Origin of the sequence: Streptomyces sp. NPDC002884, from assembly GCF_040295245.1 — a bacterium.
Classification (GTDB): domain Bacteria; phylum Actinomycetota; class Actinomycetes; order Streptomycetales; family Streptomycetaceae; genus Streptomyces.
This window is the reverse complement of sequence record NZ_JBEOVB010000004.1, coordinates 156,979-177,850: the sequence shown is the minus strand read 5'-3', so window position 1 is coordinate 177,850 and position 20,872 is coordinate 156,979. Positions and strand designations below refer to the sequence as shown.

The window sequence follows — 20,872 nt, the reverse complement described above, 5'->3', positions numbered from 1 at the left end:
GCGGCCTCGATCGGGCGTGACGGACCCCACCCGCCATCCTGTTCAAACTCCGTTAACAATGGACTGTGATCTCTCCGGTCTCCCCGATGCCCCGGAGCGCCCACCGGCACAGGCCGGAGGCGACTCCCTACGTCGACCTCACCCGCTCCGAGTGGAGCGCGCTGCGCGAGAAGACTCCGCTGCCGCTGACCGCCGAGGAGGTCGAGAAGCTGCGCGGCCTCGGTGACGTCATCGACCTCGACGAGGTACGTGACATCTACCTCCCGCTGTCCCGCCTCCTCAACCTCTACGTGGGCGCCACCGACGGCCTGCGCGGCGCCCTGAACACCTTCCTCGGCGAACAGGGCTCGCAGTCCGGCACCCCGTTCGTGATAGGCGTCGCGGGCTCGGTGGCGGTCGGCAAGTCGACGGTCGCCCGGCTCCTCCAGGCCCTGCTGTCCCGCTGGCCGGAACACCCCCGCGTGGAGCTCGTCACCACGGACGGGTTCCTGCTCCCCACCAGGGAACTGGAGGCCCGCGGCCTGATGTCCCGCAAGGGCTTCCCCGAGTCCTACGACCGCCGTGCGCTGACCCGCTTCGTGGCCGACATCAAGGCGGGCAAGGGCGAGGTCACCGCGCCCGTCTACTCCCACCTGATCTACGACATCGTCCCGGACCGCAAGCTCACCGTCCGCCGCCCCGACATCCTCATCGTCGAGGGCCTGAACGTCCTTCAGCCGGCCCTCCCCGGCAAGGACGGCCGCACCCGGGTCGGCCTCGCGGACTACTTCGACTTCAGCGTGTACGTCGACGCGAGCGCCGAGGACATCGAACGCTGGTACCTCAACCGGTTCAAGAAGCTCCGTCAGACGGCCTTCCAGAACCCGGACTCGTTCTTCAGGAAGTACACGCAGGTCTCCGAGGACGAGGCCGTCGACTACGCCCGCACCCTCTGGCGCACCATCAACAAGCCCAACCTGGTGGAGAACATCGCACCCACCCGGGGCCGGGCCACCCTGGTGGTCCGCAAGGGCCAGGACCACAAGGTCCAGCGCCTGAGCCTGCGCAAACTCTGACGGCTACCCTGCCTGCATGCTGCACCTGCGTCTGATCACCCCGTCGGGCAGCACCGACGACGTGGTCGCCCTGATCGAGAACACCGTCGGCACCACCCACCTCGTGGTGGTGCCGGGGGCGGCCCGCAACCCGGCCGGCGATGTCGTGATGTGCGACGTGGCACGCGAGGCGGGCGACGAACTCCTCACCGGACTACAGGAGTTGGGCCTCGACGAGACCGGCTCGATCGCCGTGGAGAACATCGACCTGTCGCTCTCCCTGCGCGCCGACAAGGCCGAGGCACAGGCGCCGGGGGAAGGCGCCGACGCGGTCCTGTGGGAGCACCTCACCGACTCCACCCACGAGGAGTCGACGCTCTCCGTCACCTACCTCGCGTTCATCACCCTCGCCACGGTGATCGCGGCCTGCGGTGTGGTGCTCGACAACGCGGTGCTGATCGTGGGCGCGATGGCCGTGGGCCCGGAGTTCGGCCCCCTGGCCGGCATCTGCACGTCGATCGTGCAGCGGGCTCCCCGCCTGGCCCTGCGCTCGCTGATCGCCCTGCTGGTCGGCTTCGCCGTGGCGATGGCGGTGACGGTGGGCTTCAGCCTCTTCATGGACGCGATCGACCTGTTCAGCAAGGAACAGTTGGAGGCCGACCGCCCCCAGACCGGGTTCGTCTACGCCCCCGACGCCTTCTCGTTCATCGTGGCCGTCCTCGCGGGCGCCGCCGGCACCCTCTCCCTGACCTCGGCGAAGTCCGGCGCCCTCGTCGGCGTGGCCATCTCGGTCACGACCGTCCCGGCAGCCGCCAACGCCGCAGTGGCCCTCAGCTACGGCGACATGGAACAGACCTGGGGCTCGACAGCCCAACTCCTGCTGAACCTGCTCGGCATCATCATGGCGGGCACGCTGACCCTGCTGGCCCAGAAGTACCTCTGGGCCAGACAACGCCGGACGAAGCGGACCGCCTAGGGGCGCGGGGAACCGCGCGACAGGCCACGAAGCACCCGCGGCCCGCGAGGCACGGAACCCCCGCCCCGAACCCGGCGCTTAACCCAGGGCCGACTTCACCACGTCCGCCAGCCGCCCGGCGACGGACCGGGCCTGGTCGATGTCCGCGGCCTCGACCATCACGCGCACGAGCGGCTCGGTCCCGGAAGGCCGGAGCAACACCCGCCCGGTGGCGCCGAGTTCCCGCTCCGCCTCGCCGACGGCCGTCGCCAGCTCGGCCGACTCCGAGACCCGCGACCTGTCGACGTCGGGCACATTGATCAGCACCTGCGGCAGCCGCTCCATCACGGAGGCCAGCTCCCGCAGCGAACGCCCGCTCTCGGCGACGCGAGCCGCCAGCATCAGCCCCGTCAGCGTGCCGTCTCCGGTCGTCGCGTGGTCGAGGATGATCACGTGCCCGGACTGCTCGCCCCCGAGCGCGTATCCGTGCTCCTTCATCTCCTCCAGCACATACCGGTCGCCGACGGCGGCCTGCACGAGCTGGATCCCCTCCCGCTCCATGGCCAGCTTGAAGCCGAGGTTGGACATGACGGTCGCGACAACGGTGTCGGACCGCAGCGCACCCCGCTCCCGCATGGCCAGCGCGAGCACGGCGAGGATCTGGTCCCCGTCGATCTCGTCACCCGTGTGGTCCACGGCCAGGCACCGGTCGGCGTCCCCGTCGTGCGCGATGCCGAAGTCGGCCCCGTGCTCGATGACCGCGGCCTTCAGCTTGTCCAGGTGCGTGGACCCGCACCCGTCGTTGATGTTGAGCCCGTTCGGCTCGGCCCCGATGGTCACGATCTCGGCGCCGGCGCGCGTGAACGCCTCCGGCGACACCCGGGCGGCGGCACCGTGCGCCTCGTCGAGAACGATCCGCAGCCCGTCCAGCCGGTTGGGAAGCACGGCGATGAGATGCGCGACGTAGCGGTCGAACCCCTCGTCGTACGACCGCACGCGTCCGACGCCGCTGCCGGTCGGCCGGCTCCAGGGCGCGCCGGTGCGGTGCTCCTCGAAGACGGACTCGATCCTGCCCTCGAGCTCGTCGGCGAGCTTGTGGCCGCCGCGGGCGAAGAACTTGATGCCGTTGTCGGGCATCGCGTTGTGGCTGGCGGAGAGCATCACGCCGAGGTCGGCGCCCAGGACACCGGTGAGATAGGCGACAGCGGGCGTCGGCAGCACGCCGACCTTCAGCACGTCCACGCCGGCGCTCGCCAGGCCCGCCACCACGGCGGCCTCCAGGAACTCCCCGGACGCGCGCGGGTCCCGTCCGACGACTGCCACCGGCCGGTGACCCTCGAACGTGCCCGCCTCGGCCAGCACATGCGCCGCCGCGACGGACAGGCCGAGCGCCATCTCCGCCGTCAGATCCGCGTTGGCGACACCGCGCACGCCGTCCGTGCCGAAGAGTCGTCCCACTTGTCCTCCTGAGGAAGCGTCAGTTTCAAAAGCCGTGCGGGTGCGTCGGACGATCGACCGGTCAGTCGGTCCACGGCGGCTCCGCGTCCAGGCATTGGATGCCCTGAACATCCGATCACACAAGCCTTTGAGCACCTTGTGCCGTTATACGCCCACGGCTGCGAGAAAACGAACGCCCCGGCGACACTGTGGCGTGCCGCCGGGGCGTTCGGAGTACGTACGAGCGAACCGCACGGGCCCGACCCGTAATACGTACGAGCAGGCAGCGAAGCTTAGCGCTTGCTGTACTGCGGGGCCTTGCGGGCCTTCTTGAGACCGGCCTTCTTGCGCTCGACCGCGCGGTCGTCACGCGTGAGGAAGCCGGCCTTCTTGAGGGCGCCGCGGTTGTTGTCGACGTCGGCCTCGTTCAGCGCGCGGGCGACACCGAGACGGAGCGCACCGGCCTGACCGGAGACACCGCCACCCGAGATACGGGCGATGACGTCGTAGCGGCCTTCGAGCTCGAGCACCTTGAAGGGCTCGTTGACTTCCTGCTGGTGCACCTTGTTCGGGAAGTAGTCCTCGAGGGTGCGACCGTTGATCTTCCACTTGCCGGTGCCCGGAACGATCCGGACGCGGGCGATGGCGTTCTTGCGACGGCCCAGGCCGGCGGCCGGCTGGGGCTCGCCGAAGCGGGACGCGAGGGACTCCGAGGTGTACTCACCCTCGACGGGGACCTCGGACTCGGTGGTGTAGCTCTCGATGTCGACGAGCTCGGTCTCTTCGAGCGGCTGCTCGGCAGTGGTCTCGGCCACGGTTCTCCTCAGTTCTTTTCAGCTAGGGGGTGTGGCCGGAATTACTGCGCGACCTGGGTGATCTCGAACGGCACGGGCTGCTGAGCCGCGTGCGGGTGCACGTCACCCTTGTAGACCTTCAGCTTCGAGAGCATCTGACGGCCCAGCGTGTTCTTGGGGAGCATGCCCTTGACGGCCTTCTCGACGGCCTTCTCGGGGTTGTTCGCGAGGAGGTCGTCGTAGCGCACGGAGCGCAGACCGCCCGGGTACCCGGAGTGGCGGTACGCCATCTTCTGGGTCCGCTTGTTGCCGGAGAGGTGCACCTTGTCGGCGTTGATGATGATGACGAAGTCACCGGTGTCGACGTGGGGCGCGTAGATCGGCTTGTGCTTGCCCCGGAGGAGGGACGCGGCAGTGGTGGCGAGACGGCCCAGGACGATGTCCTGAGCGTCGATGACGTGCCACTGGCGCGTCACATCGCCGGGCTTGGGGCTGTACGTACGCACGGTTCGTAGCCTTCGCTTCTTCAGTGAATTGGTCCTGACAAGGTCACCGAAGACGATCACGACAGCCGAGACCGCACTGCGGTGACGCATACCGCGTGCTGGTCGCTGGTCATCGGCCCGGTGGACCGGTGTAAGGGCCCGTCCCGTGAGAAGAGCAAGCCAATACACAACGAAGATGCAGGATACCCGCGTCTCGGGTGCCGGGTCAAAACGGGGCCTGTCACCCGATCACACGTGAGCATGTCAGCCTACCGGAAGCCGTCGTCGGAAACCCCCTCCCGGAGTGGCCTGCGCCACACTACCGGCGCCGGCCTGCGAATATGCCGCACCAACCACCCGGAGATGTCACGTTTGCCCGCACTCGCGCCGGGAACACCGGGCACTTCAGCGCCGGTTGAGGCGGAACAGCATCCCCCGCTCCCCGTCTAAGATGCGGCCCATGAGCTATGGGCAGGGGGGACCTCAGTCCCAGTGGGATCCGTGGAAACCGAACTCCCAGCAGCCGTGGACCAGCGGCGATGACGGCCCGACCCCGGACTGGGCCGCGCTGGCGGAGGCGTCCGAGACGCGCAACAAACGCCGTCGGCTGCTCTTCATAGGCGGCGGCGCGCTCGCCACGCTCGCCATCGGCACCGCCGTGGCCATGGCCGTGGTGTCGGCGAACGGCAGCAACGAGGCGAACAAGCCAACCTCCTCGCTGCCCGCGAGCGCCGGCCTGCCGAGCGCGTCCACCACCCCCTCCTTCGCACCGACCAGCGCCCCGCCCCCGCTGAACCCGAAGGAATTCGTCGCCAGCAAGGCCAAGGACACCGCCCCCAACGGGCCGGACCTCCTCTTCCCCGGCACGCAGCTGACCATGGGCTCGGCCGTGTACAAGAAGGGCCCCAAGGCCGACAGCACCACCTGCACCACGGGGGTCCAGGGCACCCTGGCCCAGGTGCTCACCGCCAACGACTGCACGCGCCTCATGCGCATCACCTACACCAAGGGCAATATCGCGGTCACGGTCGGTGTGGCGGTCTTCGACACCGAGGCCCAGGCCCTCAAGGTCAAGAGCCAGGCCGACAAGAAGAGCATCGTGAAGGCCCTCACCGGCGGCGACGTCAAGGCCTTCTGCGACGGCGCGATCTGCCGCTCCACGACCAACTCCTACGGCCGGTACGCCTACTTCACCATCACCGGCTTCACGGACGGCAAGGACGTGACCACGAAGGACACGGCGATCTTCACCGCGGGCGACGACCTCGCGGAGTTCGCCTTCCAGCGGATCCGCCAGCGCGGCGAAGCCCAGGCGTCGGCGGCGGCGGCCGCGAACTGACCGCGGACGCCGACGCGGGGCCGGGAGCTCAGCAGCACCCGGCTCCGGGCAGCGTCCGCCTGTTGCGCGCCTCCTTGTTGCGTGCGGCGAGCAGCTCGTCGGCCGGGTAGCCGACCTCCTCCAGCGTCAGCCCGTGCGGCCGCACGACATGCACGGCCGAGTCCCGTACGCCCGCGGCCAGCACCTTCCCGGGCCACTCCGCCCCCCGGTGCCCGTCGCCCACGAACAGCAGCGCCCCGATCAGCGAACGCACCATGTTGCGGCAGAAGGCGTCGGCCCGGACGGTCGCGGTGACGACCCCGTCCTCGTCGCGCACCAGGCTCAGCTCCTGGAGCGTACGAATGGTCGTCGCCCCCTCCCGCCGCTTGCAGTAGGCGGCGAAGTCGTGCTCGCCCAGCAGCCGCCGGGCGGCCTCGTTCATGGCGTCGACGTCGAGCGGCCAGTCGTGCCAGAGGACATGGCTGCGCAGCAGGGGGTCGACGCCTCCCGGGTTGTCGGTGACCCGGTACGCGTACCGGCGCCAGATCGCCGAGAACCGCGCGTTGAACCCGTCGGGCGCCTCGGTGAGGGACCAGATCCGCACATCCTTGGCGAGCCGCCCGGCGAGCCGCTTGAGCAGCTTCTCCCGGTGCTCGGCCCAGAGGTCCTCCGGGAGATCGACGTGCGCCACCTGCCCGCGCGCGTGCACACCGGCGTCCGTCCGCCCGGCCACGGTCAGCTCGTACGTGGTCTCCCCCGACCGGGTCACGGTCCGCAGGGCGTCCTCGATGTCCCCCTGCACGGTCCGCCGTCCGCCGGCCTGCTTGGCCCACCCGGAGAACCCGCTCCCGTCGTACGAGAGATCCATCCGCACCCGTACGAACCCGGGCTGTACTTCGTCACTCACTCCTGGATCCTCTCCAGCCTGCGACCTTAGGAGAACGCCTCCGCGCACACCTTGGAAAACGCGGAACGGGCCCGCCCCCGAAGGGCGGACCCGTCCACTGCGAGGCGGTGCCTCAGGCGTCCTTGGACTCCTCGGCCGGAGCCTCGTCGGCCGGAGCCGCGTCGGCGGGCTTGGCGTCCTCGACGGCCTCGTCCTTCTTGAGGCTGTCTTCCTTGACCGCACGCTTGGTGGCGGCCTCGGCCTCACCAGTGGCCTGCTGCGCGACGGTCAGCGCCTCGACCAGCTCGATGACAGCCATGGGCGCGTTGTCGCCACGACGGTTACCGATCTTGGTGATGCGGGTGTAGCCACCCGGGCGGTTCTCGTAGCGCGGGCCGATCTCGGTGAAGAGCGTGTGCACGATGCTCTTGTCCGTGATCACCTGGAGCACCTGACGGCGGTTGTGAAGGTCGCCCTTCTTCGCCTTGGTGACCAGACGCTCGGCGTACGGACGCAGCTTGCGCGCCTTCGCCTCGGTGGTGGTGATGCGGCCGTGCTCGAAAAGCGACTTCGCGAGGTTCGCGAGGAGCAGCTTCTCGTGCGCGGCGCTGCCGCCCAGACGGGCACCCTTGGTGGGCTTCGGCATGATGTTTCTCCTAGGTGTCTGCCCCGGCCGTATCAGGTACCGGGGTCAGTATCCGAGCGGGCGGACGCCCGTCGAAGATCCAGACCCCTCTTTCGAGGCGCCTGGAGGATCCGCGCCCCCGAAGGGGCGCGGAGCGGTGCGACTAGTACTGCTCGGTCTCGACGAACCCGGCGTCCGCGTCGTCGTCGGCGCCGAAGGCGTCGGCAGCGGCGGTCGGGTCGAATCCGGGCGGGCTGTCCTTGAGCGCGAGGCCCATGCCGGCCAGCTTCGCCTTGACCTCGTCGATGGACTTCGCACCGAAGTTGCGGATGTCCAGCAGGTCGGCCTCGGAACGAGCCACGAGCTCACCCACGGAGTGGATGCCCTCGCGCTTGAGGCAGTTGTACGACCGAACGGTGAGCTCGAGCTCCTCGATCGGCAGGGCGAGATCAGCGGCGAGGGCGGCGTCCGTGGGGGACGGGCCCATGTCGATGCCCTCGGCGTCGATGTTCAGCTCGCGGGCGAGACCGAACAGCTCGACCAGCGTCTTGCCCGCGGAGGCCATGGCGTCACGGGGACGCATCGCCTGCTTGGTCTCGACGTCGACGATCAGCTTGTCGAAGTCGGTGCGCTGCTCGACACGCGTCGCCTCGACCTTGTACGTGACCTTCAGCACCGGCGAGTAGATGGAGTCGACCGGGACGCGCCCGATCTCCTGGCCCACCTGCTTGTTCTGGACTGCGGAGACGTAACCGCGACCGCGCTCGACGGTCAGCTCCATCTCCAGCTTGCCCTTGCCGTTGAGCGTGGCGAGGACGAGGTCGGGGTTGTGCACCTCGACACCGGCCGGGGGCGCGATGTCGGCGGCGGTGACCAGACCCGGGCCCTGCTTGCGCAGGTACATCACGACCGGCTCGTCGTGCTCGGACGAGACGACCAGCTGCTTGATGTTGAGGATCAGGTCGGTGACGTCCTCCTTGACGCCCGGCACGGTGGTGAACTCGTGCAGCACGCCGTCGATACGGATGGACGTGACCGCCGCACCCGGGATCGAGGACAGGAGGGTCCGGCGGAGGGAGTTGCCGAGGGTGTAACCGAAGCCCGGCTCCAGCGGCTCGATCACGAACCGGGAGCGGAACTCGTCGACGACCTCTTCGGTCAACGAGGGACGCTGAGCGATCAGCATGTGGCGATCAGATCCTTCTTTCGTGGACGCCCGCTATTTGACGTCCGACGGAACCGTGCGCACTCACCGCACGGGTACTGCAAGGGTACGGGCGATACGGCCCCTTTACGGAGCCGTACCGCCCGAAAGCCTCAGTCCGACACGCGGCCGTGTCCAGCCGACGTGAGCCGGTGCGTCAGACGCGACGACGCTTCGGCGGACGGCAGCCGTTGTGCGGGGTCGGGGTGACGTCCTGGATGGAGCCGACCTCGAGGCCCGTCGCCTGGAGCGAGCGGATGGCGGTCTCACGACCGGCGCCCGGGCCCTTGACGAAGACGTCGACCTTGCGCATGCCGTGCTCCTGCGCGCGACGGGCAGCCGACTCGGCGGCCATCTGCGCGGCGAACGGCGTGGACTTGCGCGAGCCCTTGAAACCGACGTGGCCGGCGGAGGCCCACGAGATCACGTTTCCGGCCGGGTCCGTGATGGACACGATCGTGTTGTTGAACGTGCTCTTGATGTGCGCCTGGCCATGCGCGACGTTCTTCTTTTCCTTGCGGCGCACCTTCTTGGCAGCGCCCTGACGTCCCTTGGGGGGCATCTAATAACTCCTACGGGAGGTGGTCGGTCCTACAGCGAAGACCGCTGATGAGCGTCCGCTGAGGACTACTTCTTGCCCGGCTTCTTCTTGCCGGCGATGGCGCGACGCGGGCCCTTGCGGGTACGAGCGTTCGTGCTGGTGCGCTGACCGCGGACAGGCAGACCACGACGGTGACGGAGACCCTGGTAGCAGCCGATCTCGACCTTGCGGCGGATGTCGGCCTGGACCTCGCGACGGAGGTCACCCTCGGTCTTGATGTTGGCGTCCACGTACTCGCGGATCGCGACGAGCTGCTCCTCGGAGAGGTCGCGAACGCGGGTGTTCGGGTCGACGCCGGTCGCTGCCAGCGTCTCCTGGGAGAGGGTCCGGCCGATGCCGAACACGTAGGTGAGGGCGACCTCCACACGCTTTTCGCGCGGGATGTCGACACCGGAAACGCGTGCCATTCAATGGCTCCAGTTGATCTTCGGAGGTCTTCCGCAGAACCGACTCCCATTCGCCGGCCTCCCCGTGCCGCTCAAAGAGCGCGGCCGAGGATTAGGTACGAATGGGTCCCCGGCCTCCGAGCCGGGGGTATCAGACGGGAGAAACCGCCTGGGCTCTACGTATGAACAAACACTGCTCGCGTCGCGCGAAGTCTCTGCGATGTCGATGCAGAGGGTGTGATCTTTAAGCGATCAGCCCTGGCGCTGCTTGTGGCGCGGGTTCTCGCAAATGACCATGACCCGACCGTGACGGCGGATCACCCTGCACTTGTCGCAGATCTTCTTGACGCTCGGCTTGACCTTCATGGGATGTGAGGTTCTCCGGGTCAGTTGCCGGCAACCCCGCACGCGAACCGCGCACAGGGCCTGGGCAAGATCTACTTGTAGCGGTAGACGATCCGGCCACGCGTCAGGTCGTACGGAGACAACTCCACCACGACCCGGTCGTCAGGGAGGATACGGATGTAGTGCATACGCATCTTGCCGCTGATGTGTGCCAGAACCTGGTGGCCGTTCTGGAGCTCGACCTTGAACATGGCGTTCGGAAGAGACTCGACGACAGTGCCCTCGATCTCGATGGCACCTTGCTTCTTGGCCACGCTTCGCCCTTCGAATCGACTACCTTGATCGACTCCCCTGCGTATCCCTTACGGGTGCATGCAGACATGCGGGTGCACGAGAGCCGACGAGTCAGTCTACGTCAGGCCCCGCCGAAAGACGAATCGAGAAGTCTGCCCCAGCAAGGAGATCCTTAAGCAGCACATGCCCCCACCCAGCCCGTCCGACACACAAGGCCAAGACCCCTCAAGCCCCGAAACCGAAGGCCGACCCGAGGCCCTGGGACGCCGGATCGCCACCCCGAGGACGACTGCCGAAGCGAGGGCCAGAGGGCAGCACCCCGCATCCCGGGGGCGGCCCCATGCGGGGACCCGGCAGCCCCCGGCGAGGGGACCGAAGCGAGCGTGTGAGAGTGCCGGCCCTCAGCCACGAGGCATAAGCGAGGGCCTGGGCCCGGCAGACACCAGCCGCGGGACCGAAGCGAGGACCCGGCGCCGGCAGCCCTCGGCGGCGGGGCCGAAGCAAGGACCGGGTGGCGGCAGCCCCCGAGCACTCGGGCGGAGGCCGAAGCGGGGCCCGGCAGCCCCCCAGCAAGGGGACCGACGCGGGGGTACGGGGGCGGCAGCCCCCAGCGAGCCGGGCGAAACCGGGGGCCGGGGGACGGCAGTCTCCAGCGGCGGGGTCCGGGCGGGGGCGGCTGCCCCCGGGGCGGAGCCGAGTGGGGGTCCGGGGGCGGGAATGGGAAGGGGCGGCGGGGGCGGGAAACCCCACGGCGCGCCCCGGAGAAACCCTCAGCCCAGCGGGTCCGGCGCCGCCGTGACGCCGTGCTCCGCCAGCTTCGCCCTGCCCCCGTCGGGAGCCGTCAGCACCAGCGGACCCGCCTCGGTCAGCGCGACGGAGTGCTCCCAGTGCGAGGACCAGGTGCCGTCGGTGGTGATCACGGTCCAGTCGTCCTCGAGGACCTCGGTGCGCGGGGTCCCCAGGGACACCATCGGCTCGATGGCCAGGCAGAAGCCGGGAACCAGCTTCGGCCCCTTGCCCCGCCTGCGGTCGACGTAGTTCAGCAGATGGGGGTCCATGTGCATCTCGGTGCCGATGCCGTGGCCGCCGTAGTCCTCGATGATGCCGTAGCGGCCGCCGCCCGGCTTGGGCTGACGGCGGATGTACGTCTCGATCGCGCGGGAGACGTCGACCAGCCGGCCGCCCGCCTTCATGGCGGCGATGCCGGCCCACATCGACTCCTCGGTGACCCGCGACAGCTCGATCAGCTCCGGAGCGTGCCCCGAGCCGACGAACGCCGTGTACGCCGCGTCGCCGTGCCAGCCGTCGACGATCGCGCCGCAGTCGATGGAGATGACGTCGCCGTCCTTGAGGACGACCTCGTCGGAGGGGATGCCGTGCACCACCACGTCGTTCACCGAGGTGCAGATCGTCGCGGGGAAGCCGCCGTAGCCGAGGAAGTTCGACTTCGCGCCGTTCTCCGCGAGGACCTTGCGGGCGACGTCGTCGAGATCCTTGGTCGTCGCCCCCGGCACCGCCGCTTCACGCGTGGCCGCGTGGATGGCGGCGACGACCAGCCCCGCCGCACGCATCTTGGCGATCTGCTCGGGGCTCTTGATCTGCACCATGGGGGGCCTGCGCTCTCCGTCACTCAGGTCGGTCGGGTTACGTATGCACACAACAGTACGGCCGTGGTGTCCGGAGGGACTCCACGGCCGTACGGGGAGCGACGACTACTGGTCGTCGCCCTCACGCTTCAGTGCGGCCAGCGCACGGGCGGTGACCTCTTCCACCGGGCCCATGGCCTCGATGGTCACGACCAGGCCCTGCGCCTTGTAGTAGTCGATGATCGGCTCGGTCTGCGTGTGGTAGACCTCGAGCCGGGTGCGGACCGTCTCCTCGGAGTCGTCGTCCCGCTGGTACAGCTCGCCGCCGCAGACGTCACAGACGCCTTCCGCGGCGGCCTTCTTGTACGTCACGTGGAAGACGTGCGCGGAGTCGTTGCGGCAGATGCGCCGACCGGCGATCCGCTTGACGACCTCCTCCTCCGGGGCCTCCAGGTCCAGTACCGCGTCCAGCTTGATGCCCTCGAGGGTGAGCAGCTCGTCCAGTGCCTCGGCCTGCGAGACGTTGCGCGGGAAACCGTCCAGCAGGAAGCCGCGCTCGGCGTCCGGCTGCTCCATACGGTCCTTGGCCATGGCGATGGTGACCTCGTCGGGGACGAGGTTGCCGGCGTCCATGTAGGACTTCGCGAGTTTCCCGAGCTCCGTCTGCTGGCTGATGTTGGCGCGGAACAGGTCGCCCGTGGAGATGTGAGGAACGCGGAGCTTCTCGGCCAGACGTGTGGCCTGCGTTCCCTTTCCGGCGCCCGGCGGCCCGACGAGGACGATACGCATCAGCGGAGGAACCCTTCGTAATTGCGCTGCTGGAGCTGGCTCTCGATTTGCTTCACCGTCTCGAGACCGACACCCACGATGATCAGGATGCTGGTACCACCGAACGGGAAGTTCTGGCTTGCCCCGAAGCCAACCAACGCCATCGTCGGTACAAGAGCGATCAGACCCAGATACAGCGAACCCGGCCAGGTGATCCGGTTGAGTACGTAGGAGAGGTACTCAGCGGTCGGTCGGCCAGCCCGGATGCCCGGGATGAAGCCACCATACTTCTTCATGTTGTCGGCTACTTCCTCGGGGTTGAAGGAGATAGCCACGTAGAAGAACGCGAAGAAAACGATCAGCAAGAAGTACATGCTGATGTAGATCGGGTGGTCACCCTTGGTCAGGTTGGTCTCGATCCAGGTCTTCCAGGTGGAGGTTCCGCTGGAGAACTGGGCGACGAGAGCCGGGATGTAGAGCAGCGACGAGGCGAAGATGACCGGGATCACACCGGCCTGGTTCACCTTGAGCGGGATGTACGTCGAGGTACCGCCGTAGGACCGGCGGCCGATCATGCGCTTCGCGTACTGCACGGGGATACGGCGCTGAGCCTGCTCGACGAAGACCACCAGACCGACCATGACCAGGCCGACCAGGATGACGGTGCCGAACTCGATCCAGCCGCCCGCGAGCGTGCCCTGCTTCTTGATGGCCCACAGGGCCGAGGGGAAGGTCGCGGCGATCGAGATGAACATCAGGATCGACATGCCGTTGCCGATACCGCGGTCGGTGATGAGCTCACCGAGCCACATGACCATGGCCGTACCGGCGGTCATGCAGATGACCATGACGATGGTGGTGAAGATCGCGCGGTCCGGGACGATGCTCGAGGCGACCGTGCAACCGGAGAACAGGGCGCCGCTGCGGGCGGTGGCCACCAGGCCGGTGCCCTGAAGAATCGCGAGCGCCACCGTCAGGTAGCGGGTGTACTGCGTGATCTTCGCGGTGCCGGCCTGGCCCTCCTTCTTGAGGGCTTCCAGACGCGGGATCACCACGGTCAGCAGCTGAAGAATGATGCTCGCCGTGATGTACGGCATGATGCCCAGCGCGAAGATGGTGATCTGGAGCAGCGCGCCGCCGCTGAACATGTTCACCAGACCGAAGAGGCCCTGGTTGCCGGACGCCTCGTCCACGCACCGCTGAACGGACGTGTAGTCGACACCGGGAATCGGAATATGCGTTCCGAGCCGGTAGATCACGATGATGGCGAGCGTGAAGAGCAGCTTCTTGCGCAGGTCGGGCGTCCTGAACGCCCGGGCGAACGCGGTGAGCACGGTGCCTCCTGCGACCCCCGCGCATCTGCGTCAAGGGTGACGGTCTTGAGGGTCCAATAAGAACAACGACAACGACAACGACTTGTGTAACGGTCGACTGCCTCTCAAGGTGCCCCATGGGAAGCATCTTGTGAAAGTGGGCAGTGCAGGTCACCTTACCGGCGAGAGTACCGCCGTAGGAACGACCAACCGGGGATACCCCATATGTGGGGTATCCCCGGTCGGGATCGCTCAGGTCATCGAGACGCCTGTGGTGTTCAGACGAGCTCGGTGACGGTACCGCCGGCGGCGGTGATCTTCTCCTTGGCGGAGCCGGAGACGGCGTCGACCGTCACCTGCAGCGCCACGGAGATCTCGCCCTGGCCGAGGACCTTGACGAGGCTGTTCTTGCGAACGGCACCCTTGGCGACGAGACCCTCGACGGTGACCTCGCCACCCTCCGGGTACAGCGCGGCCAGCTTCTCGAGGTTCACGACCTGGAACTCGGTCTTGAACGGGTTCCTGAAGCCCTTGAGCTTCGGAAGACGCATGTGGAGGGGCATCTGCCCACCCTCGAAGCGCTCCGGAACCTGGTAACGGGCCTTCGTGCCCTTGGTACCACGACCGGCCGTCTTACCCTTCGACGCCTCACCACGACCAACACGGGTCTTGGCGGTCTTGGCGCCCGGGGCGGGACGGAGGTTGTGGATCTTGAGCGGGTTGTTCTCCGCCATGATCAGTCGACCTCCTCAACCGTCACGAGGTGGCGGACGGTGTGCACCATTCCGCGGAACTCGGGGCGGTCCTCCTTGACGACCACGTCGTTCAGGCGCTTGAGCCCGAGCGAACGCAGAGTGTCACGGTGGTTCTGCTTGCTACCGATGTACGACTTCGTCTGCGTGATCTTGAGGCGGGCCATTACGCACCAGCCCCGGCACGCGCACGAAGCAGAGCCGCGGGAGCGACGTCCTCGAGGGGCAGACCACGGCGAGCCGCGATCTCCTCGGGACGCTGCAGGCCCTTGAGGGCCTCCACGGTCGCGTGCACGATGTTGATCGCGTTCGACGAGCCGAGCGACTTCGACAGGATGTCGTGAACGCCGGCGCACTCGAGCACTGCACGCACCGGGCCACCGGCGATGACGCCGGTACCGGGGGAAGCAGGCTTGAGCAGGACGACGCCCGCGGCCTTCTCGCCCGTGATCGGGTGCGGGATGGTGCCCTGGATACGCGGGACCTTGAAGAAGTGCTTCTTGGCCTCTTCAACACCCTTGGCGATCGCGGCCGGCACCTCCTTGGCCTTGCCGTAACCGACACCGACGGTGCCGTCACCATCGCCCACCACGACCAGCGCGGTGAAGCTGAAGCGACGACCACCCTTCACAACCTTGGCGACGCGGTTGATCGCGACGACGCGCTCAACGTACGCGGTCTTCTCGGCAGCGCTGGCGCCACCGTCACGGCCCTTCCGGTCCCGCCGCTCGCCGCCACCGGCACCGCTCCCGCGGCGCTGGGGTCCAGCCATTGGATTACCTCTCTCTTTTTCCGCTAGCTACGCAGCGACCTAGGTCGCTAGCGCGACGGGCGACTCAGAACTTGAGTCCGGCTTCGCGGGCGGCGTCCGCCAGGGCGGCGATGCGCCCGGCGTACTGATTGCCACCACGGTCGAACACGACAGCCTCGACTCCGGCGGCCTTGGCGCGCTCGGCGACCAGGGCGCCGACCGACTTGGCCTGCGCGGACTTGTCGCCCTCGCCGCCGCGGATCGTCGTGTCCAGGGTCGACGCCGACGCCAGGGTGTGACCCTTGATGTCGTCGATGACCTGGGCCACGATGTGGCGGTTGGAGCGCGTCACGACGAGACGCGGACGCTCAGCCGTACCCGAGATGTGCTTACGGATCCGGATGTGGCGACGCTTGATCGCGGCACGCTTGTAAGCGTCGCCCTTGAGGATCTTCTGTCCGTATGCCATGGCTTACTTACCCGCCTTTCCGACCTTGCGGCGGATGACTTCGCCCTCGTACTTGACGCCCTTGGCCTTGTACGGGTCGGGCTTGCGCAGCTTGCGGATGTTGGCCGCAACCTCGCCGACCTTCTGCTTGTCGATGCCCTCGACCGAGAACCGGGTGGGGTTCTCGACCTTGAAGGAGATTCCCTCGGGGGCCTCGACGGTGATCGGGTGGCTGTAACCGAGCGCGAACTCGAGGTTCGAGCCCTTCGCGGTCACGCGGTAACCGACACCACTGATCTCGAGCTTCTTCACGTAACCCTGGGTCACGCCGGTGATCATGTTCGCCACCAGCGTGCGGGACAGGCCGTGCAGGGCCTTGCTCTGACGCTCGTCGTTGGGGCGGGTGACGTTCAGAACGCCGTCCTCACCCTTGGCGATCTCGATCGGCGCAACGACGGTGTGGGTCAGCGTGCCCTTGGGGCCCTTGACCGCAACCGTCTGGCCGTCGATGGTGACGTCCACGCCGGCGGGAACCGTGATGGGGAGCTTGCCAATGCGCGACATAGCTGTTTCCTCCGTTCCCTTCCGCTACCAGACGTAGGCGAGAACTTCTCCGCCTACGCCCTTCTTGCCGGCCTGCTTGTCGGTGAGGAGACCGTGCGACGTGGAGATGATCGCCACGCCGAGGCCGCCCAGCACCTTGGGCAGGGAGGTGGACTTCGCGTAAACCCGGAGACCGGGCTTGGAGATCCGCTTGATGCCCGCAATGGAGCGCTCGCGGTTCGGGCCGAACTTGAGCTCGAGGGTGAGGTCCTTGCCGACCTCGGCGTCCTCGACCTTCCAGCCCGTGATGAAGCCCTCCTGCTGGAGGATCTCCGCGATGTGAGACTTGATCTTGGACGCCGGCATCGTCACGGAATCGTGGTACGCCGAGTTCGCGTTCCGCAGACGCGTCAGCATGTCTGCGATCGGATCAGTCATGGTCATGAATTGGCCTGTGGCCTCTCTCGCCGGGGTTTCCTGTTGCGCCATCCCTCTCCCCGATCCGAGACGGGGCGGGTGCGGCGCGGTGGACCTACGGCGTAGTAAGTCGTACGGGCGACCATCAGGTGCCCAACCCTCCAAGCCTAAGCCATGAAGAGGTGGGCACCTGACACGCCCATTGCTTACCGAGAGCCTCTGGAACCCTTAAAAGGGGGTTTACCAGGAGCTCTTGGTCACGCCCGGCAGCTCGCCGCGGTGAGCCATCTCACGAAGGCACACACGGCAGAGGCCGAACTTGCGGTACACGGAGTGGGGACGGCCGCAACGCTGGCAGCGGTTGTACGCCCGCACAGCGAACTTAGGCTTACGAGCAGCCTTTGCGATCAGAGCCTTCTTCGCCATCTCGCTCACGCCTCCTTGAAGGGGAAGCCGAGGTGACGAAGGAGCGCACGGCCCTCAGCGTCGTTGGTCGCCGTGGTGACCACGGTGATGTCCATACCCCGGACACGGTCGATCTTGTCCTGGTCGATCTCGTGGAACATGACCTGCTCCGTGAGACCGAAGGTGTAGTTGCCACGGCCGTCGAACTGCTTGGGGGACAGACCACGGAAGTCGCGGATGCGCGGAAGCGCGAGCGACAGGGTGCGGTCCAGGAACTCCCACATGCGGTCGCCACGAAGCGTGACGTGGGCACCGATCGGCTGACCCTCGCGCAGCTTGAACTGCGCGATGGACTTGCGGGCCTTGGTGATGGCCGGCTTCTGACCGGTGATGGTGGTCAGGTCACGGACGGCACCGTCCATGAGCTTCGAGTCACGGGCGGCGTCGCCGACACCCATGTTGACCACGATCTTGACGAGGCCGGGGATCTGCATGACGTTCTCGTAGGAGAACTCCTCACGCAGCTTGCCCGCGATCTCCTCGCGGTACTTCGTCTTGAGACGCGGAGTCGTGGTGGTAGCCATCAGATGTCCTCACCCGTCCGCTTGGCAACGCGGATCTTGTTGCCCTCGTCGTCGAAGCGGTAACCGACGCGCGTGACGACCTTGTTGCCGTCCTTCTCCACGACCAACTGAACGTTGGACACGTGGATCGGGGCTTCGGTGGTCACGATGCCGCCGGCCTGCGAGCCCTTGGCCGTCGGACCGGCCTTCGTGTGCTTCTTGACCCGGTTGACACCCTCGACCAGGACACGGTCCTCGCGGGGGAAGGCCGCGATGACCTTGCCCTGCTTGCCCTTGTCCTTACCCGTGATGACCTGGACCAGGTCGCCCTTCTTGATCTTCATGCTTACAGCACCTCCGGAGCCAGCGAGATGATCTTCATGAACTTCTTCTCGCGCAGCTCCCGGCCGACCGGGCCGAAGATGCGGGTGCCACGAGGGTCACCGTCGTTCTTCAGAATGACAGCGGCGTTCTCGTCGAAGCGGATGTACGAGCCGTCCGGACGGCGACGCTCCTTGACGGTGCGAACGATGACCGCCTTGATGACGTCACCCTTCTTCACGTTACCGCCGGGGATCGCGTCCTTGACGGTGGCGACGATGACGTCGCCGATGCCCGCGTAGCGGCGACCGGAGCCACCGAGCACACGGATGCAAAGGATTTCCTTCGCACCAGTGTTGTCGGCGACGCGCAGTCGCGACTCCTGCTGGATCACGTCTATCTCCTGTGTGTCTGCCGGTTCCCGGCGAGCTCCGTAAGTGACCTACGGAGCTCACCGAGCCTGGCGGAACTGTCCTGCGGGGATGCCCGCAGGAGAATTACTTGGCCTTTTCGAGGATCTCGACGATGCGCCAGCGCTTCGTCGAGGACAGCGGCCGGGTCTCCGCGAGGAGGACACGGTCGCCGACGCCTGCGGCGTTCTGCTCGTCGTGAGCCTTGAGCTTGTTCGTACGGCGGATGACCTTGCCGTACAGCGCGTGCTTCACGCGGTCCTCGACGGCGACGACGACGGTCTTGTCCATCTTGTCGCTGACGACGAGACCCTCACGGGTCTTGCGGAAACCGCGCGCCTCGGGGGTGTTCTCAGTCACGTTGCTCTCGCTCATCAGGCGCTCTCCACCGTCTCGATGCCCAGCTCGCGCTCACGCATCAGGGTGTAGATCCGCGCGATGTCCTTACGGACGGCCTTGAGCCGACCGTGGTTCTCGAGCTGACCCGTCGCCGCCTGGAAGCGGAGGTTGAACAGCTCTTCCTTGGCTTCGCGGAGCTTGTTGAGAAGCTCCTCGTCACCCAGTTCGCGCAGCTCGGACGCCTTGGTACCGGCCGACATCACGCTTCACCTGCCTCGCGCTTGACGATCCGGCACTTCATCGGCAGCTTGTGGGCTGCGCGAGTGAGGGCCTCACGGGCGATCTTCTCGTTGGGGTAGGACAGTTCGAACATGACCCGTCCCGGGTGCACGTTCGCGATCCACCACTCGGGAGAACCCTTACCGGAACCCATGCGGGTCTCGGCAGGCTTCTTCGTGAGCGGGCGGTCCGGGTAGATGTTGATCCAGACCTTGCCGCCACGCTTGATGTGGCGGGTCATCGCGATACGCGCTGCTTCGATCTGGCGGTTGGTCACGTACGCCGGCGTGAGGGCCTGAATGCCGTACTCGCCGAACGAGACCGTCGTACCGCCCTTGGCCTGACCGCGGCGCTTCGGGTGGTGCTGCTTGCGGTGCTTGACCCTACGGGGGATCAGCATTTCGGTCAGGCCTCCGTTCCGGTGCTCTCAGCCGGAGCGGCCGCCGGAGCCTCGGCCTTGGGGGCCTCGGCAGCGGGAGCCTGCTGCGGCTTGCGACCGCGACCGCCACGCTCGCCACCACGGCCACCACGGGCCGGGCGGTCGGCGCCGCCGCCACCACGGGCCGGGCGGTTGCCGGCGCGGGCAGCAGCGTTCTCGGCGCGGACCTCGGCGATGTTCTTGACATCGCCCTTGTAGATCCAGACCTTCACGCCGATGCGGCCGAAGGTCGTCTTGGCCTCGAAGAAGCCGTAGTCCACGTTCGCGCGGAGCGTGTGCAGGGGCACACGGCCCTCGCGGTAGAACTCCGAGCGGGACATCTCGGCGCCACCGAGGCGGCCACCGCACTGGATCTTGATGCCCTTGGCGCCGGCCTTCATCGCCGACTGCATGCTCTTACGCATGGCGCGACGGAAGGAGACGCGGGAGGAGAGCTGCTCGGCGACGGCCTGAGCCACCAGCTGAGCGTCGACCTCGGGGTTCTTGACCTCGAGGATGTTCAGCTGGACCTGCTTCTTGGTCAGCTTCTCCAGGTCGCCGCGGATACGGTCGGCCTCGGCGCCGCGGCGGCCGATGACGATGCCCGGGCGAGCGGTGTGGATGTCCACACGCACGCGGTCACGGGTGCGCTCGATCTCCACCTTCGAGATGCCGGCGCGCTCCATGCCGGACGTCATCATCCGACGGATGGCGACGTCTTCTCCGACGTATTCCTTGTACGACTTGTCGGCGTACCAACGGGACTTGAAGTCCGTGGTGATGCCGAGCCGGAACCCATGCGGGTTAACCTTCTGGCCCATTACCGGGATCCTTCCTTGCTGCTGAGGACCACGGTGATGTGGCTGGTCCGCTTGCGGATCCGGTATGCGCGGCCCTGGGCACGCGGACGGAACCGCTTCAGGGTCGGACCCTCGTCGACGTACGCCTCGGAGATGAAGAGGCTGTCGGCGTCAGTGTGGTCGTAGTTGTGCGCGGCGTTGGCAATGGCGCTGTCAAGCACCTTGCCGACCGGCACGCTCGCGGCCTGCGGGGCGAAACGCAGGACCGCCTGAGCCTCCGTGGCGTCCATGCCACGGATAAGGTCCACCACCCGGCGGGCCTTCATGGGCGTGACGCGGATGTACCGCGCCTGGGCCCTGGCTTCCATGGTTGTCCTTCCAGTGTCTGTCATGGT

The 20,872-nt window shown here is 67.3% G+C and carries 31 protein-coding genes; 3 read left to right on the top strand and 28 right to left on the bottom strand.

The genetic code is table 11. The features are described from left to right. Nucleotides 1–86 precede the first annotated feature (86 nt). Together coaA and ABT070_RS10960 are read left to right on the top strand one after the other, a co-directional pair. Nucleotides 87–1,055: a type I pantothenate kinase gene (gene coaA, locus ABT070_RS10965; RefSeq protein WP_351757753.1), complete on the top strand. Its 969-nt coding sequence runs from the start codon at nt 87–89 to the stop codon at nt 1,053–1,055. Nucleotides 1,056–1,071: 16 nt separating this feature from the next. Next, nucleotides 1,072–2,010, top strand: coding sequence for a DUF389 domain-containing protein (locus tag ABT070_RS10960; RefSeq protein WP_351757751.1), 939 nt, complete (start codon nt 1,072–1,074; stop codon nt 2,008–2,010). Between the two features lie 78 nt (nt 2,011–2,088). On the opposite strand, the gene glmM is transcribed toward ABT070_RS10960, so the two are convergent. The 3 genes from glmM to rplM form a co-directional block, all read right to left on the bottom strand. Further along, on the bottom strand, nt 2,089–3,447 hold the full coding sequence (gene glmM / locus ABT070_RS10955) for a phosphoglucosamine mutase (protein WP_351757748.1): 1,359 nt from the start codon (nt 3,445–3,447) through the stop codon (nt 2,089–2,091). Between the two features lie 272 nt (nt 3,448–3,719). Further along, nucleotides 3,720–4,241 (bottom strand): 30S ribosomal protein S9, encoded by a 522-nt coding sequence (gene rpsI / locus ABT070_RS10950; protein WP_081553202.1) that lies wholly within the window; start codon nt 4,239–4,241, stop codon nt 3,720–3,722. Nucleotides 4,242–4,282: 41 nt separating this feature from the next. Further along, entirely contained in the window at nt 4,283–4,726 is a 444-nt protein-coding gene (rplM, locus tag ABT070_RS10945) for a 50S ribosomal protein L13 (protein WP_020132189.1), read from the bottom strand. A 439-nt stretch (nt 4,727–5,165) separates the two neighbouring features. Between rplM and ABT070_RS10940 the strand changes: the two genes are divergently transcribed. Continuing rightward, nucleotides 5,166–6,044, top strand: a complete 879-nt coding sequence (locus ABT070_RS10940; protein WP_351757745.1) for a hypothetical protein — start codon at nt 5,166–5,168, stop codon at nt 6,042–6,044. A 28-nt stretch (nt 6,045–6,072) separates the two neighbouring features. Here the strand turns inward: ABT070_RS10940 and truA are convergent, their stop codons facing one another. The 25 genes from truA to rplV all read right to left on the bottom strand — a co-directional run bounded on the left by truA (nt 6,073) and on the right by rplV (nt 20,845). Further along, nucleotides 6,073–6,930 carry a tRNA pseudouridine(38-40) synthase TruA gene (gene truA / locus ABT070_RS10935; protein ID WP_351757742.1) on the bottom strand — a complete coding sequence of 286 codons (858 nt, stop codon included), beginning with the start codon at nt 6,928–6,930 and terminating at the stop codon, nt 6,073–6,075. A 112-nt stretch (nt 6,931–7,042) separates the two neighbouring features. Continuing rightward, on the bottom strand, nt 7,043–7,555 hold the full coding sequence (gene rplQ / locus ABT070_RS10930) for a 50S ribosomal protein L17 (RefSeq protein WP_351757739.1): 513 nt from the start codon (nt 7,553–7,555) through the stop codon (nt 7,043–7,045). 142 nt (nt 7,556–7,697) lie between these two features. After that, the gene (locus tag ABT070_RS10925; protein WP_062640332.1) at nt 7,698–8,720 is read right to left on the bottom strand and encodes a DNA-directed RNA polymerase subunit alpha; all 1,023 of its coding nucleotides are present in this window, start codon (nt 8,718–8,720) and stop codon (nt 7,698–7,700) included. A gap of 175 nt (nt 8,721–8,895) precedes the next feature. After that, a complete protein-coding gene (gene rpsK, locus ABT070_RS10920; RefSeq protein WP_010354218.1) occupies nt 8,896–9,300 on the bottom strand; it encodes a 30S ribosomal protein S11 in 405 nt (134 codons plus the stop codon). Between the two features lie 65 nt (nt 9,301–9,365). Continuing rightward, nucleotides 9,366–9,746, bottom strand: coding sequence for a 30S ribosomal protein S13 (gene rpsM, locus ABT070_RS10915; protein WP_057584669.1), 381 nt, complete (start codon nt 9,744–9,746; stop codon nt 9,366–9,368). A 231-nt stretch (nt 9,747–9,977) separates the two neighbouring features. Further along, nucleotides 9,978–10,091 carry a 50S ribosomal protein L36 gene (gene rpmJ / locus ABT070_RS10910; RefSeq protein WP_003998809.1) on the bottom strand — a complete coding sequence of 38 codons (114 nt, stop codon included), beginning with the start codon at nt 10,089–10,091 and terminating at the stop codon, nt 9,978–9,980. A gap of 71 nt (nt 10,092–10,162) precedes the next feature. Next, a complete protein-coding gene (gene infA, locus ABT070_RS10905; protein ID WP_003948620.1) occupies nt 10,163–10,384 on the bottom strand; it encodes a translation initiation factor IF-1 in 222 nt (73 codons plus the stop codon). Between the two features lie 750 nt (nt 10,385–11,134). Next, on the bottom strand, nt 11,135–11,971 hold the full coding sequence (gene map, locus ABT070_RS10900; RefSeq protein WP_351757735.1) for a type I methionyl aminopeptidase: 837 nt from the start codon (nt 11,969–11,971) through the stop codon (nt 11,135–11,137). Nucleotides 11,972–12,076: 105 nt separating this feature from the next. After that, on the bottom strand, nt 12,077–12,739 hold the full coding sequence (locus ABT070_RS10895) for an adenylate kinase (protein ID WP_351757732.1): 663 nt from the start codon (nt 12,737–12,739) through the stop codon (nt 12,077–12,079). Further along, complete coding sequence (gene secY / locus ABT070_RS10890) at nt 12,739–14,052, bottom strand: preprotein translocase subunit SecY (protein ID WP_020132622.1); 1,314 nt, start codon at nt 14,050–14,052, stop codon at nt 12,739–12,741. The genes ABT070_RS10895 and secY overlap by 1 nt, the downstream gene beginning before the upstream one ends. 257 nt (nt 14,053–14,309) lie before the next feature. Next, entirely contained in the window at nt 14,310–14,765 is a 456-nt protein-coding gene (gene rplO, locus ABT070_RS10885) for a 50S ribosomal protein L15 (protein WP_351757729.1), read from the bottom strand. 2 nt (nt 14,766–14,767) lie between these two features. Continuing rightward, nucleotides 14,768–14,950, bottom strand: a complete 183-nt coding sequence (rpmD, locus tag ABT070_RS10880) for a 50S ribosomal protein L30 (RefSeq protein ID WP_005313525.1) — start codon at nt 14,948–14,950, stop codon at nt 14,768–14,770. Further along, a complete protein-coding gene (gene rpsE / locus ABT070_RS10875; RefSeq protein WP_171398929.1) occupies nt 14,950–15,555 on the bottom strand; it encodes a 30S ribosomal protein S5 in 606 nt (201 codons plus the stop codon). The genes rpmD and rpsE overlap by 1 nt, the downstream gene beginning before the upstream one ends. A 64-nt stretch (nt 15,556–15,619) precedes the next feature. Next, a complete protein-coding gene (gene rplR / locus ABT070_RS10870; RefSeq protein WP_020132625.1) occupies nt 15,620–16,003 on the bottom strand; it encodes a 50S ribosomal protein L18 in 384 nt (127 codons plus the stop codon). Between the two features lie 3 nt (nt 16,004–16,006). Next, nucleotides 16,007–16,546: a 50S ribosomal protein L6 gene (gene rplF / locus ABT070_RS10865; protein WP_171398928.1), complete on the bottom strand. Its 540-nt coding sequence runs from the start codon at nt 16,544–16,546 to the stop codon at nt 16,007–16,009. 24 nt (nt 16,547–16,570) lie between these two features. Next, the gene (gene rpsH, locus ABT070_RS10860) at nt 16,571–16,969 is read right to left on the bottom strand and encodes a 30S ribosomal protein S8 (protein WP_028807312.1); all 399 of its coding nucleotides are present in this window, start codon (nt 16,967–16,969) and stop codon (nt 16,571–16,573) included. 213 nt (nt 16,970–17,182) lie between these two features. Further along, entirely contained in the window at nt 17,183–17,368 is a 186-nt protein-coding gene (locus tag ABT070_RS10855) for a type Z 30S ribosomal protein S14 (protein WP_030890724.1), read from the bottom strand. A 5-nt stretch (nt 17,369–17,373) separates the two neighbouring features. Then, nucleotides 17,374–17,931, bottom strand: a complete 558-nt coding sequence (gene rplE / locus ABT070_RS10850) for a 50S ribosomal protein L5 (protein WP_020132628.1) — start codon at nt 17,929–17,931, stop codon at nt 17,374–17,376. Then, nucleotides 17,931–18,254 (bottom strand): 50S ribosomal protein L24, encoded by a 324-nt coding sequence (rplX, locus tag ABT070_RS10845; protein WP_030039760.1) that lies wholly within the window; start codon nt 18,252–18,254, stop codon nt 17,931–17,933. Before rplX ends, rplE begins: the two co-directional genes overlap by 1 nt. Nucleotides 18,255–18,256: 2 nt before the next feature. Continuing rightward, the gene (rplN, locus tag ABT070_RS10840; protein WP_003992364.1) at nt 18,257–18,625 is read right to left on the bottom strand and encodes a 50S ribosomal protein L14; all 369 of its coding nucleotides are present in this window, start codon (nt 18,623–18,625) and stop codon (nt 18,257–18,259) included. A 103-nt stretch (nt 18,626–18,728) separates the two neighbouring features. Further along, nucleotides 18,729–19,016 (bottom strand): 30S ribosomal protein S17, encoded by a 288-nt coding sequence (gene rpsQ, locus ABT070_RS10835; RefSeq protein WP_351757722.1) that lies wholly within the window; start codon nt 19,014–19,016, stop codon nt 18,729–18,731. Then, complete coding sequence (gene rpmC / locus ABT070_RS10830; protein WP_005481220.1) at nt 19,016–19,240, bottom strand: 50S ribosomal protein L29; 225 nt, start codon at nt 19,238–19,240, stop codon at nt 19,016–19,018. The genes rpsQ and rpmC overlap by 1 nt, the downstream gene beginning before the upstream one ends. Continuing rightward, the gene (gene rplP, locus ABT070_RS10825; RefSeq protein WP_006140905.1) at nt 19,240–19,659 is read right to left on the bottom strand and encodes a 50S ribosomal protein L16; all 420 of its coding nucleotides are present in this window, start codon (nt 19,657–19,659) and stop codon (nt 19,240–19,242) included. The genes rpmC and rplP overlap by 1 nt, the downstream gene beginning before the upstream one ends. A 5-nt stretch (nt 19,660–19,664) precedes the next feature. Further along, nucleotides 19,665–20,498: a 30S ribosomal protein S3 gene (rpsC, locus tag ABT070_RS10820; protein ID WP_054238784.1), complete on the bottom strand. Its 834-nt coding sequence runs from the start codon at nt 20,496–20,498 to the stop codon at nt 19,665–19,667. Then, nucleotides 20,498–20,845: a 50S ribosomal protein L22 gene (gene rplV, locus ABT070_RS10815; RefSeq protein ID WP_054238783.1), complete on the bottom strand. Its 348-nt coding sequence runs from the start codon at nt 20,843–20,845 to the stop codon at nt 20,498–20,500. The genes rpsC and rplV overlap by 1 nt, the downstream gene beginning before the upstream one ends. Between the last annotated feature and the right edge of the window lie 27 nt (nt 20,846–20,872).